At 57.8% G+C, this 15,395-nt stretch carries 12 protein-coding genes; 11 read left to right on the top strand and 1 reads right to left on the bottom strand.

Annotated elements, in window-relative coordinates; translation table 11 throughout:
• Nucleotides 1-3: 3 nt before the first annotated feature.
• The 5 genes from DSM25558_RS12355 to DSM25558_RS12375 all read left to right on the top strand — a co-directional run bounded on the left by DSM25558_RS12355 (nt 4) and on the right by DSM25558_RS12375 (nt 4,965).
• Nucleotides 4-771: an ABC transporter ATP-binding protein gene (locus DSM25558_RS12355; RefSeq protein ID WP_077105066.1), complete on the top strand. Its 768-nt coding sequence runs from the start codon at nt 4-6 to the stop codon at nt 769-771.
• A gap of 7 nt (nt 772-778) precedes the next feature.
• Nucleotides 779-1,621: an ABC transporter permease gene (locus DSM25558_RS12360; protein ID WP_083716433.1), complete on the top strand. Its 843-nt coding sequence runs from the start codon at nt 779-781 to the stop codon at nt 1,619-1,621.
• A gap of 29 nt (nt 1,622-1,650) precedes the next feature.
• The gene (locus DSM25558_RS12365) at nt 1,651-2,682 is read left to right on the top strand and encodes a zinc-dependent alcohol dehydrogenase (protein ID WP_077105068.1); all 1,032 of its coding nucleotides are present in this window, start codon (nt 1,651-1,653) and stop codon (nt 2,680-2,682) included.
• The gene (locus DSM25558_RS12370; protein ID WP_077105069.1) at nt 2,682-3,413 is read left to right on the top strand and encodes a DUF4286 family protein; all 732 of its coding nucleotides are present in this window, start codon (nt 2,682-2,684) and stop codon (nt 3,411-3,413) included. Before DSM25558_RS12365 ends, DSM25558_RS12370 begins: the two co-directional genes overlap by 1 nt.
• A gap of 79 nt (nt 3,414-3,492) precedes the next feature.
• Nucleotides 3,493-4,965, top strand: a complete 1,473-nt coding sequence (locus DSM25558_RS12375) for a DHA2 family efflux MFS transporter permease subunit (protein ID WP_077105070.1) — start codon at nt 3,493-3,495, stop codon at nt 4,963-4,965.
• Nucleotides 4,966-4,989: 24 nt separating this feature from the next.
• Here DSM25558_RS12375 and DSM25558_RS12380 read toward each other — a convergent pair whose 3' ends face one another.
• Nucleotides 4,990-7,344: a helix-turn-helix transcriptional regulator gene (locus tag DSM25558_RS12380; protein ID WP_077105128.1), complete on the bottom strand. Its 2,355-nt coding sequence runs from the start codon at nt 7,342-7,344 to the stop codon at nt 4,990-4,992.
• 135 nt (nt 7,345-7,479) lie between these two features.
• On the opposite strand from DSM25558_RS12380, the gene DSM25558_RS12385 reads away from it, so the two are divergent.
• From DSM25558_RS12385 to DSM25558_RS12410, 6 genes are read left to right on the top strand one after another with little or no spacing between them, the layout of a single operon-like run.
• Nucleotides 7,480-8,508 (top strand): ABC transporter permease, encoded by a 1,029-nt coding sequence (locus DSM25558_RS12385; RefSeq protein WP_077105129.1) that lies wholly within the window; start codon nt 7,480-7,482, stop codon nt 8,506-8,508.
• Nucleotides 8,508-9,389 (top strand): ABC transporter permease, encoded by an 882-nt coding sequence (locus tag DSM25558_RS12390; protein WP_077105071.1) that lies wholly within the window; start codon nt 8,508-8,510, stop codon nt 9,387-9,389. The genes DSM25558_RS12385 and DSM25558_RS12390 overlap by 1 nt, the downstream gene beginning before the upstream one ends.
• Nucleotides 9,390-9,392: 3 nt before the next feature.
• On the top strand, nt 9,393-11,039 hold the full coding sequence (gene nikE / locus DSM25558_RS12395; RefSeq protein WP_077105072.1) for a nickel ABC transporter ATP-binding protein NikE: 1,647 nt from the start codon (nt 9,393-9,395) through the stop codon (nt 11,037-11,039).
• A 16-nt stretch (nt 11,040-11,055) separates the two neighbouring features.
• Complete coding sequence (locus DSM25558_RS12400; protein WP_077105073.1) at nt 11,056-12,612, top strand: hydantoinase/oxoprolinase N-terminal domain-containing protein; 1,557 nt, start codon at nt 11,056-11,058, stop codon at nt 12,610-12,612.
• The gene (locus DSM25558_RS12405) at nt 12,605-13,738 is read left to right on the top strand and encodes a DUF917 domain-containing protein (RefSeq protein ID WP_077105074.1); all 1,134 of its coding nucleotides are present in this window, start codon (nt 12,605-12,607) and stop codon (nt 13,736-13,738) included. The genes DSM25558_RS12400 and DSM25558_RS12405 overlap by 8 nt, the downstream gene beginning before the upstream one ends.
• Before the next feature lie 47 nt (nt 13,739-13,785).
• Complete coding sequence (locus DSM25558_RS12410) at nt 13,786-15,381, top strand: ABC transporter substrate-binding protein (protein WP_077105075.1); 1,596 nt, start codon at nt 13,786-13,788, stop codon at nt 15,379-15,381.
• Nucleotides 15,382-15,395: the final 14 nt, after the last annotated feature.

Here is a 15,395-nt window from a genome sequence, read left to right on the forward strand (position 1 = left end):
CCCATGGACCTGAAGCTGAAGAACATCAGCCATTCCTACGGAGCCGTAGAGGTTCTGAAAGATATATCGCTCGATATCCCGCAGGGGCAGATCATCTGTCTGATCGGACCGTCCGGTTGCGGCAAATCAACCTTGCTCCGCTTTCTCGGCGGCCTGGAGCGCCCAAGTTCAGGCGAGGTTTTGCAGATCGGAAACCCGCCGCCGGGCTCCCTCAATCCCCTTACCTATGTCTTTCAGCATTTTGCACTTCTGCCGTGGCGTACGGTTGAAGGCAACATCCGGCTTGTGCTTGAAGACCATGGTATCAGTCGGCGAGAGATGGACGAGATCGTCACGGATGTTCTCGACCGAACCCGCCTGTCGGACTTCCGAAAGGCCCTTCCGAAACAGCTTTCGGGTGGCATGCGCCAACGCGTCGCAATCAGTCGAGCGCTCGCAGTTCGTCCCGCCGTGATGCTGATGGACGAGCCGCTTTCGGCACTCGACAGCCAGACACGCGAGCTTTTAATGGATGACCTGATTTCGCTGTGGACAAGGCAGCCGTTTACATCCGTCTATGTCACTCACAACCTCAACGAAGCGGTCCGGCTGGGCCACCGTGTCGTGGTGCTGTCCCGCCGCCCGGGCCAGATCCGGGAAATCGTCGATATCGACATCCCTCTATCCGACCGTCATCTCGGTGATCCCGTGCTGGAAGAAAAACAGAAACAGCTTTGGGACCTGATGCGCGATGAGGCCATGGCCGCCGACAAGGAGTTGGTCAATGTCTGACGTAACCATGCATGCCAATGCTGCCGAAACGGCCAGCAACAAAAGCACTGACAGCAAGACCGTGCCGGTGCGTCCGGTGACCTTTCGCGGCGGTGGCTTTGCACCTATCCCGGTGCGCGGCATGGGCATCGCCGTCTTTATCATTTTGATCGCACTTGCCGAAATTGGCACACGTAGCGGCTTCATTTCCAACCTCACTTTGCCACGGCCTTCCGCCGTGCTCGATACTTTCGTACAACTCTGGCAGACCGGTCTTTTGTGGAAACACCTGCTGCCCTCGTTACAGCGTTTGTTCGTCGGCGCTTTCTTGGGCATTGCGGTCGGCATATCGGTGGGTGTGATGATCGGCCTGTTCAGCTACGTTCGCGCAGGCCTGGTGCCATTGGTCGCGGCGCTGTTTCCAATCCCGAAGATCGCGCTTCTGCCACTCTTCGTTATTTGGTTCGGCATCGATGAAACATCGAAATACGCGTTGATCGCCTTCGGAACCTTCACGCCGACGGTGGTGGCAACCTATGGCGCAGTCGACAATGTTGATCGCACGCTCATCAGAATGGGCCAGAGTTTCGGGCTGAGCTGGTGGTCGATCATCCGCAAGATCGTCCTGCCCGGTGCTTTCCCGGCCATCCTTTCCGGTCTGCGCGTATCGATTTCGATCGCCATCATCCTTCTGGTTGCGGCGGAAATGCTGGGGGCACAATATGGTGTGGGTTCTTACATCCTTGAGGCAGGCTCGCTCTACGATCTCGAAAAGCTTTTCGCTGGGGTCGCGATCCTCTCAGTCATGGGTCTGATTGTGAATTTTGCGATCGGACAGGTCGAGAAGCGCTTCCTGAGCTGGCGCGGCTGAAAGCAGAACTTAAGAACGGAGATTTCCATATGCTGGCATTGCAAAAGGTCCGGCCCGGCAGCGGCGTGCAGTTCAACACGATTGCGCAGCCCGACAACGTAGCCGCTGGCGAGGTATTGATCCGTGTGCATTCCGCTGGCATTTGCGGTACCGACCTGCATATCGCGCAGTGGACGCCGGGCTACGAGTCGATGGAAAGCGTCATGCCCATCACACTCGGCCATGAGTTTTCCGGCATGATAGAACAAGCTGGCACCGACGTTCCTGCTGACGCAATCGGAACCCGTGTGACCGCCAGGCCCTCCACCACATGCGGAAGCTGCAACGCTTGTCTGGCGGGAGACGAAGACAATTGCACGCGACGCAAAGGGGTCGGCATTGGCCGAAGCGGTGCCTTCACCTCCTATGTCTGCGTTCCCTACAAGAACTGTCACGCCCTACCCGACAGTCTCGACATGGATGTCGCTGCTTTGACCGAACCGATGACGGTCTGCGCAGAGGCTGTCGCGACAGCCGAGATTCAGGCAGGCCAGAACATTCTGGTCATCGGCCCGGGCTTTATAGGCCAAGGTATCGCAATTCTGGCGCGCTCCAGAGGTGCAAATGTCGTTGTCATGGGACGCGATGATGGGCCGCGCCTCAAGCGCCTTGCCGCTGTTGGCTTCGACCATCTGATCGATACTGCCGTCGTCGATATGAAAACTGCGCTCTCCAAATTCGAGCCTTTCGATGCAATCATCGAAGCGGCGGGCGTGCCAACGCTGGTTGCGGCTACGCTGCCATTTCTGAAGAAGCGCGGTATTTTCACCATCGTCGGCATCCACCCCAAACCCGCAGAGATCGATCTGACCTCACTGGTCCGCATGCACCAGCAGATACGCGGATCTTATCGAGCGCCGGCTACCGAATGGGACGCAGTGATCGCCTTTCTCGATGGTCATCAGGATTTGATGCGACACCTGATTTCGCACACCCTGCCGTTGACGGACGCTCTCGCCGGCTTTGATGCTGCGCATGACCATGTCGCCTCTAAAGTCATCTTACGCATGGGAGATGTCTGATGGCTGCTGCCATTCTAGCACTCTGGAACGATTATCCGTCCAAGCTGGCTGAGGAATACGAAGCCTGGCACACGTTCGAGCATGTGCCAGAGCGCCTGACCGTGCCCGGCATGCGCGCCGCGTGCCGTTACGTGTCTTCAGCCAACAGTGAAAGCTATTTCACCCTCTACGAGCTTGAAGACCTCAGCGTGATCCAGCACCACGCCTATCTTGACCTCGTGCGCAACCCGACCCCTTGGTCGCTGAAGATGCGTCAGCATTTCTCGAGCGTCCTTAGAATTCCTGGCGAGATCGCGACCTTTGGCGGAAACGGAATAGGCGGGGCCGCAATCGTTCAGGCTTATTCGGTAGAACGCAACAAAGCCCGGGATTCGGTGCAGCAGCTGGAAACGACAATACAACAGCTCATCACCGAAGCCCGCATTGTTCGCTTCCGAATAGCCGTTGCCGAGCCCAACCAGAGCTATGAAGTTTTCACGCAGGAAGAAACGACCGATCTGGACACGGTTAATGTCGTGGTCATCATCGAGGGTGGTTCGGTCGAGGCACTGTCTGAGGTTCAGACGATCATCACCCGACGTATCGAGGCCATGCTCACGCCCCGCAAATGTCTACGCAACGACCTGTTCAGTCTGCTCATAAGCTACCGCGAAGATGAGTTTCCTGCTAACCGCGCACAAATCACAACGGGTAGATTTGCGAATAATTCGGCGCGGTTGTCGGAACTATAGCGTCTCGCACGTCATAATGAAGCAACATTGAAACCAGGACGGCGAGATCGTGATCGCCACTCCATTTCGAGGCGATCAAATGACACGCGAGATCTCGTCAGTACCCGAGGCAGAAGGCAAGATTTCCGAGGATCACACAGCGCGCAACAGGCTTGTCATCACCCTGTTGCTGGTGTCGGCTTTCGTCGTCATTCTCAACGAAACCATCATGGGCGTGGCATTGCCGCATCTCATGGCCGATCTCAAAATTACCGCCAGTGCCGCGCAATGGCTGACGACGGCATTCATGCTGACCATGGCCGTCGTGATCCCGGTCACCGGTTTTCTGCTGCAGCGTTTGAACACACGGCCTGTTTTCATCCTTGCGATGTCGTTGTTCAGCGCAGGTACACTGATCTGCGGTCTGGCACCCGGATTTCCAGTGCTGGTCGCCGGTCGCATTGTGCAGGCCTCCGGCACGGCCATCATGATGCCGCTTCTGATGACGACCGTCATGAATCTTGTCCCGCCGGAAACGCGTGGCAAGACGATGGGGAATATCTCGATCGTCATCTCGGTTGCCCCGGCAATCGGGCCGACATTATCTGGACTGATACTCTCCTTCCTTGACTGGCGTTGGATGTTCTTTCTCGTGCTGCCCATTGCGCTGGCGGCGCTGGCGCTTGGAGCAAAACGAATTGAGAACGTCACCGTACCCACAAATGCACCCATCGATGTCCTCTCTGTTGTCCTTTCAGCCATCGGCTTCGGTAGTTTCGTTTATGGACTGAATGCTCTGGGAGAGGCCGCTGTTAACCCATCCGCAGTCTCCCCTTGGGTGCCTCTTCTACTCGGAGCCGCCGTCATCGCGTTCTTTGTCTTGCGCCAGCTGTCACTACAGAAACGAGACCGCGCACTGCTCGATCTGAGGACATTGACCTCTAAACCCTTTACGATCGCGGCTGTCCTCATGGCTATCATGATGATGTCGATGTTGGGCGTGTTTATCCTCTTGCCAATCTATCTGCAGACCGTATTGGGGCTGACGACGCTACAGACTGGACTGCTTCTCCTGCCGGGTGGATTGATCATGGGCCTGTGCGCACCGGTCGTCGGTCGGGTGTTCGACAAAGTCGGTCCCGCACCACTGGTCATCCCGGGCGCGCTCCTGTTCAGCCTGTCGATGTGGAGCCTGGTGTTTATCGAGACAAACACATCCGTCTGGATGCTGCTCGCCGCCCACGTCGTTCTTAGTATCGGGCTGGCGCTGATGTTCACGCCACTTTTCACCGTCAGCCTTGGGTCGTTGCCGCAGCACCTTTATGCCCATGGCAGTGCCATGATTGGCACCACCCAACAGGTTGCAGGAGCGGCCGGCACGGCTTTGTTCGTGGCGATTTTGACGTCGAGGGCTTCATCTCTCACCTCTGCGGGTGGCGATGCTCTTGCTGCCACGACAGGAGGGGCCAAAGCTGCCTTTCTCTGTGGTGCGCTGATCTCGCTTGCTGCAATTCTTGCAGCCTGCCTCCTCAGAAAGCCGAAACTTCAGCGGAGCGAAGTGGCGGGACATTAGGACTTCACGCCCTTCAAAGCTGACCTACAGCCAGCCAAGCGCAATACCGGCCCTGATGGCTTCAGAGCGGCGTTTGCAATCGATTTTTCTGTACAAGTTTCCCAAGTGGAACTTGACCGTCACTTCGGAGATATTGAGCGCTTGGGCGATGCGTTTGTTCGACATGCCACCAGCCAGGAATTGTAGCATCTGAACCTCTCGCTGAGACAACCCACCGTGCAAAGCACGCGCCTGCGGCGAGTTGATCGAGGATGCGAAGATCGCCAGCGCCGCACGCACATCGGATGAGGTCTCGATGAAAGCGCAGATGCGGCGATTTTCCAGGATGGGAGACAGGAATATCCGCTCTTCGGATAGTACGCCGTGACAGCCGAGACGCTTGGCCGATTCCAGCGCCAGAAGAATATGTGAGCGAGCCGCTGCATTATCGCGGCGTTGATGGGCCGTATAGCTTTGCCATATGTGCAGCGCGACCCTTTCGCGATTGGTGACTTTCGGATTGGCTATCAGGGCATCAAGCTGGCGGGAAAGATACGGGCGCGGCGTCCAGAGGTGAACCGCGTCCCGCAGCCATGCCATGACATAGGCAATCTCGTCCCGGCGCGTAAGGCGCGAAAGCTCATCCTGCGCGCTCTCCACCCAGTTTTTGCCCATCGGCATGCGGATCGACGTGAGCGTCGCCGCAGCCTCAGCCCAACGGTTGGTGTTTTGATAGGCAATGGCCGTGCGGATTTCCATCATCGCATGGAATTGCAGCCCTTCTGACAGATGAATCCAGAGGCCATCCAGAAACCCCGGCCTTATCGTCGTTGGGAAATGGTCGATCACGACCTGCGTGGCATAATGCAAGCCGAATTGCATGAGGCTCGGCCAGACCTCGGAAGCGGCGAATTGTTCGAAATCATTCTGAACGAATTGCAGAAGATCGTGAGATCGGCCTGCTTCGTAGGTAATGCATGCATCCGCAAGCCGCAACATCCGGAACTCCGTTTCGGACTCGTGGTTGACTTGTTCCAGCCGGTTGCGGGCGTCCTGTGCTGCACGCCTTGCCATCAGCACATCGCCGCTCATCAGACGCAAAACGATCTGGTGCAGGTGGATGAAGAACTCGAGAAGCGGCTGACCACCCATTTTTCGGAGATAGATGAGAGCGCGGGCAGCGGCGGCCTCCGCCTCACGGAAATTGCGGCGACGAATTTCGAACTCGAGAAGCGCGTTGTAATAGCTCGCCCATTTGCCATGGTCCCCCATCGGATAGTCAGCCATGAATTCCCCAAGCCGGTTGATCACGGTATCATTGGGGGTCAAATCCTCGCTGATCATCAAATTGAGCCGGAAGGTGCGGGCGGCGAAGGAAAATCTTGATCCGAGCGACAGCACTTTAAGCGGATCGAGATAATCCGAACCGAGATGTTTACTGACGAGATGGCGAACGCGTTGAAGTTCGCCCTGCTTGAGAAGAGATCGGCAGACGGCAAACAGCACCGTCTCATTCGTGGCAATCATCTCATGCGAAAAGCGCGTGATAATGTCCTGAAACGCGTTGACACTGGTGCGATAGATCAGCTCCCGTCCCTGGGCCCGCTCAAGTATCTGCGCTGCATGGGTCTCGTATCCGTGATCGAGCAAGAGAGCCATGGCGCGAAGTGACTGCCCTGATGCTTCCAGTGCCGATGCCAGTTCGACCACGGCGCTGCCGGTTTTAAAGGCGGTGAGGCGTTCCTGAACGGCAATGGATAGAAGCCGCAGAAGTTCGGTATGATTTTGCGGCTCACGCGTTAGGAAGGGCGGCAACTGACTGGCCCAAGGTTCATTGGCGGCGGCGACCGGCGCTTCGAGCCATATGGCAAGCATCATGGTCTGCGATGGCGAAAGGTGACCGAGGAAAGCCTCTCGCAGATAGTCGACACGCGTCGGCTCATCCACGCCCTCATCAATACACAGAAAAGCTGGCCAACCCGCATATCCCTGACGCATTCGAGTGGCTGTTGAAGCTGTCAGAGCAGACAGCTCCAAATCGCTCAACGTCAGATCGTCCGCATTGATCGTATCGTACCCCAAATGCAGTATCTGCCGTGCCAGACCGCTAATGCGCTGTTCAGGACGGCAGGCGATGACAAGCGTGCGGACGGTTTCAAGGATAGCAGCGGGCAACCGCGCGGTCCGTGCAGAGACGGGAATATCCCATAACAGCCAGCCGTCCTGCACATCCACCGCGCCCGGCTGCCGAGACGTGCAAACATTTCGTTCCGCCTGCTCTGCCACCATGCTCAGCAGCACTGTCTTACCAGCACCCGCCGGGGCGCGCAGAAAGATGACGCCTGCGTCGTTGTAGAGAATACGTGCGCTCAAAACCGGGCGTTGGATGATCGAGGTCATGAAATCGGAATAGGCGAAACCGCGTTGAAAACCTATACCATATAGCAAAAAAACTATACCTTTTCCGGATTGCTGTCATCCGGTCTGAGGAGGATGTTCGCTTATCAGGAAGCGACAACCAAGAAAGCCTCCCCGATGCAGCAACATCCTTTGTTGGCAGTCATGACCCGGCTTGGCACCTTCGTGCTGGGTATGGTTGCTCTGTCGATCATGATCTTTACGCTGGCACGCGTGGTGCCCGGCGACCCGGCGCGCATGGCGCTAGGCCCTGCAGCGACACCGGAACAGGTGGAGTCGCTGCGCCTTCAAATGGGCTTGGACAAGCCGCTGGCGCTGCAATATTTCGATTATGTTGGCCATGCGTTGCAAGGTGATCTCGGCCAATCGCTGGTCTCTCAGCGGCCTGTAACGACAGACCTTGCCCAGACAGTTCCGGCCACGGTCGAACTGGTTCTCGTCTCCGTCATCTTCATGTTTCTGGTCGCGATACCGCTTGGCGTGATCACCGCGCACTACCGGGACAGAGGCCTCGATCATATTGGTCGTATTCTGTCGCTGACCGGCGTCACCATCCCGAGCTTCCTCTTCGCCATAACCCTTCAATTGCTGGCAGCAAAGTTCATATCCGGCTGGCCTATCATCGGCAGGCTTGATCATTCTTTGGGATGGCAGGGCGGGCCGACGGGCTTTCTGATACTGGATGGCTTGCTGGCTGGAAGATTCGATGTCGTGCTCGATGCACTGAAACATCTGGCACTACCGGCTTTCGCGCTCTCCATGGCGGGTATCGGGCAGATCACCCGCATCACCCGTTCCTCGATGATCGAAAACCAGCGCAAGGACCATGTTCTGACGCTCCAGAGTTTCGGTGTGCCTGAGCGTGTCATCATTTTCCGTTATCTGCTCAAGCTGTCCTCCATCGCGCCTTTGACGATCATGGGGTTGGAATTTGCCTCGCTGATTGGAAATGCCTTCGTGATCGAAATGGTGTTCGCCTGGGGTGGCTTTGCATCCTACGGGCTGACCTCGATCCTGCAAAAAGATCTCAATGCCGTGACCGCCGTGGTGCTGGTCGCAGGCCTGTTTTTCATCGTTGCGAACATGATCGTCGACATCCTGATATCGATCATCGACCCGCGCCTGGGTCGCAAGGAGGCACGTTGATGACCGCTATGAAAATGCTCGATACATCCGACAGGGCACTGAGTGCCGGCTATATCATGTGGTACCGCTTCAGCCATAATCCGACGGCGGTCATCGGCGCGCTGATCCTGCTTTCCGTTGTCATTCTCGCCGTCTTCGCACCCTGGCTTACGCCCTACCCCAAACATGTGGGTGCGGTGGTGGATTTCCGTGCCCGGCACCTGGCTCCCGATGCCCTGCACTGGTTCGGCACGGACAAGGCCGGACGCGACATCTTTTCACGCACCGTGTTCGGTTTGCGGGTGTCGCTGCTTCTGGTCATCGGCGTTCTTGGCATTTCGGTGCCGATTGGCACTGTTTTGGGTCTGATCGCCGGTTATTTTGGTGGCTGGACGGAAAAGCTCATCACCGGGCTGACGAATGTCATGCTGGCCATGCCGCCGCTGGTCATGGCGCTTGCCGTTTCCAACCTTCTGGAACCGACACTGACCAACGCCATGGTCGCGATTACGTTGTTATGGTGGACCTGGCACGCACGGCTCATTTACTCCGTCTCGAAATCCATCGCCTCGGAAGATTACATCGAAGCTGCTCGTCTGGCCGGTGCAGGACCTATGCACATTCTGTTTCGCGAGATTTTGCCGAACTGCGTGTCGGTCATCTCGGTCAAGACCACCTTGGACGCGGCCTTCGTCATCCTGTTCGGGGCAACACTCAGCTTCCTCGGTTTTGGCGTGAAACCACCGACACCGGATCTCGGCTCGATGGTCGCAGACGGTCGCCAGTTCATGCCTGACTTCTGGTGGGAGGTTCTCTGCCCGGGTGCTGCGGTGTTCTACGTCACCTTGGGCTTCAACCTGCTGGGCGATGGCCTTCGCGACATGTTTGACGTGGAGAACTGATCGATGAGCGAAGCGCTTCTCAAAGTCGAAGGTCTTGATGTTTCCTTCACCACCTATGGCCGCACCCGCCAGGTTTTACGCAATGTCAGCTTTACCGTTGCCGCAGGTGAGCGCGTGGCATTGATTGGCGAAACCGGTTCAGGCAAGTCGGTCACGGCCAAGGCGATCATCGGCACGTTGCCGAAAAACGCTGCAATCACCTCCGGTTCGATCATTGTCGGCGGCAAGAACATTCTGGACATGCGGTCTGCTGAAAGAGAAGCACTGAAAGGCATCGCCTTCTCGCTGATCATGCAGGACCCGCTGTCATCCTTCAATCCGGTGTTCAAAATCGGCACCCATCTCGATGACGTCATGCGGTTTGCAGATCGCCGCAATGGCATCTCATCACCAAAGGCCGAGCGCCGGATCCGTATTGCCGAGGTTCTACGCCGGGTACAGCTTGCCGATACCGACCGCATCATGAATGCCTATCCGTCCGAACTGTCCGGCGGCATGCGCCAACGGGTGCTGATTGGTCTGGCACTGTTGCACCGCCCGAAACTGCTGATCGCCGATGAGCCCGGCACGGCGCTCGACGTGACCACGCAGGATGAGATTCTCAATCTCATCAACCGGCTGGTGATCGAAGAAAACATGGCGCTGCTGATGATCACCCATAATCTGGGTGTCGTGCGCAAAGTGGCGGATCGTGTGGTGGTGATGCACCATGGCGACATCGTTGAAACGGGTGCCTGTGCGGACATTCTTCACAGCCCAAAGGACGCTTACACCAACGCATTGCTGGATGCCGTTCCGCCGCTTTACGGATCAAAGGTCAAGGATGCGCAGCAAAGCGACCGGCAGCCAATCGTTCGCATCGGAGGCCTGAACAAGATTTTCGGCAGGCGTAACGGCTATCATGCCGTGCGGGACGTTTCCCTGACCCTTCGTGAGGGCGAGGTTTTTGGGCTTGCGGGCGAATCCGGCTCTGGCAAGACGACCGTGGCGCGTATGATCATGGGGTTGGTGACGCCTACATCGGGCGTGCTTGCCATCGATGCACCGCAACCGGAACGCGGCAAGCGATTGACGCAGATCGTCTATCAAAACCCCGGCACGTCGCTCAATCCCAAACGTTCGGTTCGGCAGACGCTGTCGTTGCCGTTGAAATCCATCGGCATGGACACGTCAGCGCGCGAAGCGCGGATGTCGGAACTGATGGATTTGGTGCGACTGCCGCAGGCCTATCTGGCGAAATATCCGCATGAGCTTTCTGGCGGGCAAAAACAGCGCGTGGCAATTGCCCGTGCACTGGCTGCCGAACCGAAAATTCTCATCCTGGACGAACCGACCGCCGCGCTCGATGTGTCCGTGCAAAAGACCGTCATCGAATTGCTGGAGCAACTGCGCCGGGAACTCGGGCTGACCTATCTGATGATTTCGCACGACCTGTCGCTGATGCGCAATTTCTGCTCGCGCATCGCCATCATGCTGCGGGGTGAAATCATCGAGGACGGGCCAACCGGTGATGTCTTTGCCAATCCACAACACCCCTATACCCGCGCTCTGATTGCCGCAATTCCCGTCGTAACAGACGAAGAAGAGCGCCTGAAACCGATTGTGACCACCGAGGAGCGTCAGCGCTTCCTGGTCAAAACGACAGACTGATTGAGGAGGAACTGACGTGTATCGCGTTGGAATCGACGTAGGCGGCACCAATACGGATGCCGTTGTGCTGAAGGATAAAACCGTTCTGGCCGGGGTCAAGGCATCGACCACCGAGGATGTGACATCCGGCGTTATCGAAGCGCTGGGAAAGGTCATCGCCGCATCTGGCATCGACCGCAGCGGCATCTCTGCCGTGATGATCGGCACCACCCACTTTACCAATGCGGTGATCGAGCGTCGTCATATGGAAGAGGTCGCGGCGATCCGCCTTGGCCTGCCATCTGGAGCTGGACTGCCTCCGATGGTGGATTGGCCGGACGACCTGCGCGAAATCGTGGGCAATCACGGCTATCAGGTTAAAGGTGGCTATGAGTTCGACGGGCGCGAAATCTCGCCTCTGGACGAAGATGCCATTATCCGCATTGCTGGAGACATCCGCGCCAAGGGCCTCAAGGCTGCCGCCGTGACCTGCGTGTTCAGCGGTATCAATGACGCCATGGAGCAACGCGCCAAGGAAATCCTACAGGAGCGCTGCCCCGGCCTGCCTGTAGTGATGTCCAAGGATATCGGTCGACATGGCCTGCTGGCGCGCGAAAGCGCCGCCATCATGAATGCCAGCCTGTTGTCACTGGCTGACCGCACCGTGACGGCTTTCGGCAAGGCGCTCTCCGCCGCCGGTTTGACCTGCCCATTCTACATCACCCAGAACGACGGTACGCTGATGGCTGCCGATGTCGTGCGTGCTTTCCCGGTTCTGACCTTCGCCTCTGGCCCCACCAACTCCATGCGTGGTGCCGCCTTCCTCACTGGCCTGAAGGATGCGGTCGTGGTCGATGTCGGCGGCACGACTTCGGATGTCGGTTCCTTGTCGCATGGATTTCCACGTCAGGCTTCGACCACCGTCGATATTGGTGGCGTTCGCACCAATTTCCGCATGCCGGATGTGTTCTCCATCGGTCTCGGTGGGGGCTCACTGGTGGTGAATGGCGACAAGGGCATCACTGTCGGCCCGAAGTCCGTTGGATACCGCGTCCGTAGCGACGCTCTGTGCTTCGGAGGTTCCACCCTGACCGCAACCGATATCGCCGTCGCTTCCGGGAAAGCTGACATTGGCAACAGGAAGCTCGTGGAAGGGCTGGACCCCAAGCTCGTCGAAGCGGCCGTAGCGAAGATCAATGCCATGCTTGAGGCCTGTGTCGAACGCAGCCGCATTTCCTCCAGCCCGGTGCCGGTCATTGCAGTGGGCGGCGGGTCGATCCTGATGCCCGACCGCATCGGCGATTTGGAGGTGATCCGTCCCGAGAACTTCGCCGTGGCCAATGCCGTCGGTGCCGCCATCGCCCAGATAAGCGGCGAGACGGACCGCGTCTTTTCACTGATCGATGGTCGTACCCGCGAAAGCGCCCTGGCCGAGGCCGAAGCCGAGGCCCGTGAAAAGGCAATTGCGGCAGGTGCCATGGCCGAAACGCTTGAGGTTATCGAGCGCGAAGATATGCCGCTTGCCTACCTGCCGGGCAATGCCACCCGCATTCATGTGAAAGTCGTCGGAGAAATGGGAGCCCACCATGGCTGAAACGCGCAAGCTGAAATATGACGAGGCCGATCTGCGGACATTGACGCGTGAAGACCTCGACGCTCTCGAAATCGGCGCGGGCATCCTCGGCACCGGCGGCGGCGGCAATCCTTACCAGGGCAAGTTGCTGGTTCTGGAAGCCATGAAGGCCGGTTACGAGATGAAGATACTCGCGACTGACGCCATCGAACCCGATGCGCTCTGCATGTCTCTCGGCGGCATCGGCGCACCGGTGGTCGGCGTTGAGCGCATACGTGAGGGTCGCGAGGGCCTACGCTGCCTGCGCGCCATGGAAGAGCTGATCCGCACACCCATCGATGCCATCGTCTGCGAAGAAATCGGCGGCGCGAACTCCATGAACCCGCTGGTAACCGCGGCACTCGGCGGCCTGCCGATCCTAGATTGCGACGGCATGGGCCGCGCTTTCCCGGAAATGCAGATGACGACATTTTCGATTTATGGCCACAGCTCGACACCATCTGTGATGTGCGACCTGCACGGCAACGCAGTCATCTTCAGCCACGCCGTCTCCGAGGTCTGGCATGAGCGTATGGCGCGCGCCTGCGTCGTGGCGCAAGGCGGTGGCGCTATGCTGGCGACCGCGCCGATGCAGGCACATTACGTGCATCAATATGGGATTCCCAAAAGCTACACCAAGGCCATCGCGCTGGGTGAAGCGGTTATCAATGCCCGCAAGGCGCAGGAAGACCCGATTGCAGCTGTCTGCACGCTCGAAGGTGGCCGACGCATTTTCAATGGCAAGATCACCGACCTGAAACGGCACCTGCGCGGCGGTTTTTCCGTGGGCGATCTGGAGCTTGCAGGCTTTGATGATTTCAGCGGGCAGACCGCTGGCGTCGCCATTCAAAACGAGTTCCTGATCTTCCGCCGCAACGGCCAGGTCGAGGTTTGCGTGCCTGATCTTATCGTTCTGCTGGATGTGGATACCGGCTATCCGATCACCACCGAAATGCTGCGCTATGGCCAGCGCGTCGCGGTAATTGCCATTCCCTGCCACGACCTACTGCGCAGTGCCCGCGCTCTTGAAGTCGTTGGGCCGACGGCCTTCGGATACCCGGACATCAATTTCTCGCCGCTGCCCGCGCCGGTGCGAAAAGCTGCCTGATAACAAGCGGGGCCGTTCCGTTCCCGCATATAAAGAGGAGAACTTCCATGACATCACATACCAGACACTCCCGCCTGGCTGCCTTGGCGCTGGGCACCGCAATGGCTCTGAACTTCGGCTTTTCCGCTCATGCAGCGGATGAGAAGGTGTCCATCGCCGTCAACACGATGCAGATTTTCAGCTCGCTCGACCCGGCAAAGGTCACCGATTACACCGGCTACATGGCCGTGGTGAATATGTATGACGGCCTGACGACGGTCAGCCCCTCGGGAGAGGTCATCCCACATCTGGCGAAATCCTGGGAGATTTCATCCGATGGTCTGACTTACACCTTCCACCTGCGCGATGACGTAAAGTTTCAGGATGGCACCGCGCTGAAGGCCGCCGATATGGTTTGGTCGATCCAGCGTCTGATCGGCATCAACAAAGGCCCGTCGAACCTCATCGTCGGCCTCGTCAAGCCGGAGAACATCACCGCGCCCGACGAAAAGACCGTCGTCATCAAGCTCGACCGAAAATTCTCGCCCTTCCTGGCGATCACGCCGTTGATGGTTGCGCTGAACGAAAAGCTGGTGACGGCAAATGCCAAGCCAGATGACAAATGGGGCGAGGCCTATGTCGGCGAACATTCTGCCGGCTCCGGCCCGTATAGCCTTGTCAGCTATAACCGCTCTGCCGACATGGTCATTGCCCGCAACCCCGATTACTTCGGTGGCTGGACCAAGGGCAAACCAATCGATGAAGTCCGCTTCATCCAGACCAGCGACGATGCCACGGTCAAGGCGCTGGCGGAAAAGGGTGACCTCGGCCTCAGCTCGCATGGCCTCGGCAACGACACTTATGAATCCATCGGCAAGATGCCCAAATACAAGTTGATCCAGACCCGCATCTCTGGCGGCTTCGTCATCAAGCTGAACACAAAGACCTACCCGACCGACGACATCCACGTCCGCCGCGCCATTGCCTATGCGACCGACTACAAAACCATTCAGGAAGTGATATATCCCGGATTCGACATGCAGGGACCGCTGTCTACGGCGTTCAAGGATGCCCATAATGACGGCATTCAGCCGGGCGTCTTCGATCTCGAAAAGGCCAAGGAAGAACTAGCGAAGTCAAAATATGCTGGCCAGAAGATCACGCTGGTCAACAGCTATGTCGCATCCTTAGCTTTCGAAGCGGAAGTGGCGCTGATGCTGCAGGCCAATCTCGAGCAGATCGGCATCACGCTCGACATCAAGCCTGAGCCATGGAACCGCATCGTTGAGTTGTCCTCCAAGGCAGAAACGACACCTGCCTCGACACAGGTCAACATCTCGCCCACCTACCCTTCGCCGGACGCGATGTTCTACAACCAGTATCATTCCAAGGCATCAGGCACATGGATGTCGATGGAATGGCTGCAAAACCCCGAAATCGATGCGCTGATCGATAAGGCGCGCGGCACGACAGACGTCAACGAACAGAACGCCACATACAAGGAACTTCAGACGAAGATTGCCGATCTTCAGCCTGATGTGTGGGCCGTCTCGCCCAACCGTCGCTATGCCGCAAACAAATGCCTTCAGGGCTACGAGTTCATTCCCATGCAAAGCTGGGACTTGAACTTCTCGCGCTTCCACTGGGATTGCGTGGCCAAGTGATAGCCGGATGAACG

Source organism: Agrobacterium sp. DSM 25558, from assembly GCF_900100825.1.
Lineage (GTDB): Bacteria > Pseudomonadota > Alphaproteobacteria > Rhizobiales > Rhizobiaceae > Agrobacterium.

Bases quoted from the DNA above. Each gene is read 5' to 3' on its own strand.
- DSM25558_RS12355 (WP_077105066.1), top strand. From the start codon at position 4: ATGGACCTGAAGCTGAAGAACATCAGCCATTCCTACGGAGCCGTAGAG.
- DSM25558_RS12360 (WP_083716433.1), top strand. From the start codon at position 779: ATGCATGCCAATGCTGCCGAAACGGCCAGCAACAAAAGCACTGACAGC.
- DSM25558_RS12365 (WP_077105068.1), top strand. From the start codon at position 1,651: ATGCTGGCATTGCAAAAGGTCCGGCCCGGCAGCGGCGTGCAGTTCAAC.
- DSM25558_RS12370 (WP_077105069.1), top strand. From the start codon at position 2,682: ATGGCTGCTGCCATTCTAGCACTCTGGAACGATTATCCGTCCAAGCTG.
- DSM25558_RS12375 (WP_077105070.1), top strand. From the start codon at position 3,493: ATGACACGCGAGATCTCGTCAGTACCCGAGGCAGAAGGCAAGATTTCC.
- DSM25558_RS12380 (WP_077105128.1), bottom strand. From the start codon at position 7,344: ATGACCTCGATCATCCAACGCCCGGTTTTGAGCGCACGTATTCTCTAC.
- DSM25558_RS12385 (WP_077105129.1), top strand. From the start codon at position 7,480: ATGCAGCAACATCCTTTGTTGGCAGTCATGACCCGGCTTGGCACCTTC.
- DSM25558_RS12390 (WP_077105071.1), top strand. From the start codon at position 8,508: ATGACCGCTATGAAAATGCTCGATACATCCGACAGGGCACTGAGTGCC.
- nikE (WP_077105072.1), top strand. From the start codon at position 9,393: ATGAGCGAAGCGCTTCTCAAAGTCGAAGGTCTTGATGTTTCCTTCACC.
- DSM25558_RS12405 (WP_077105074.1), top strand. From the start codon at position 12,605: ATGGCTGAAACGCGCAAGCTGAAATATGACGAGGCCGATCTGCGGACA.
- DSM25558_RS12410 (WP_077105075.1), top strand. From the start codon at position 13,786: ATGACATCACATACCAGACACTCCCGCCTGGCTGCCTTGGCGCTGGGC.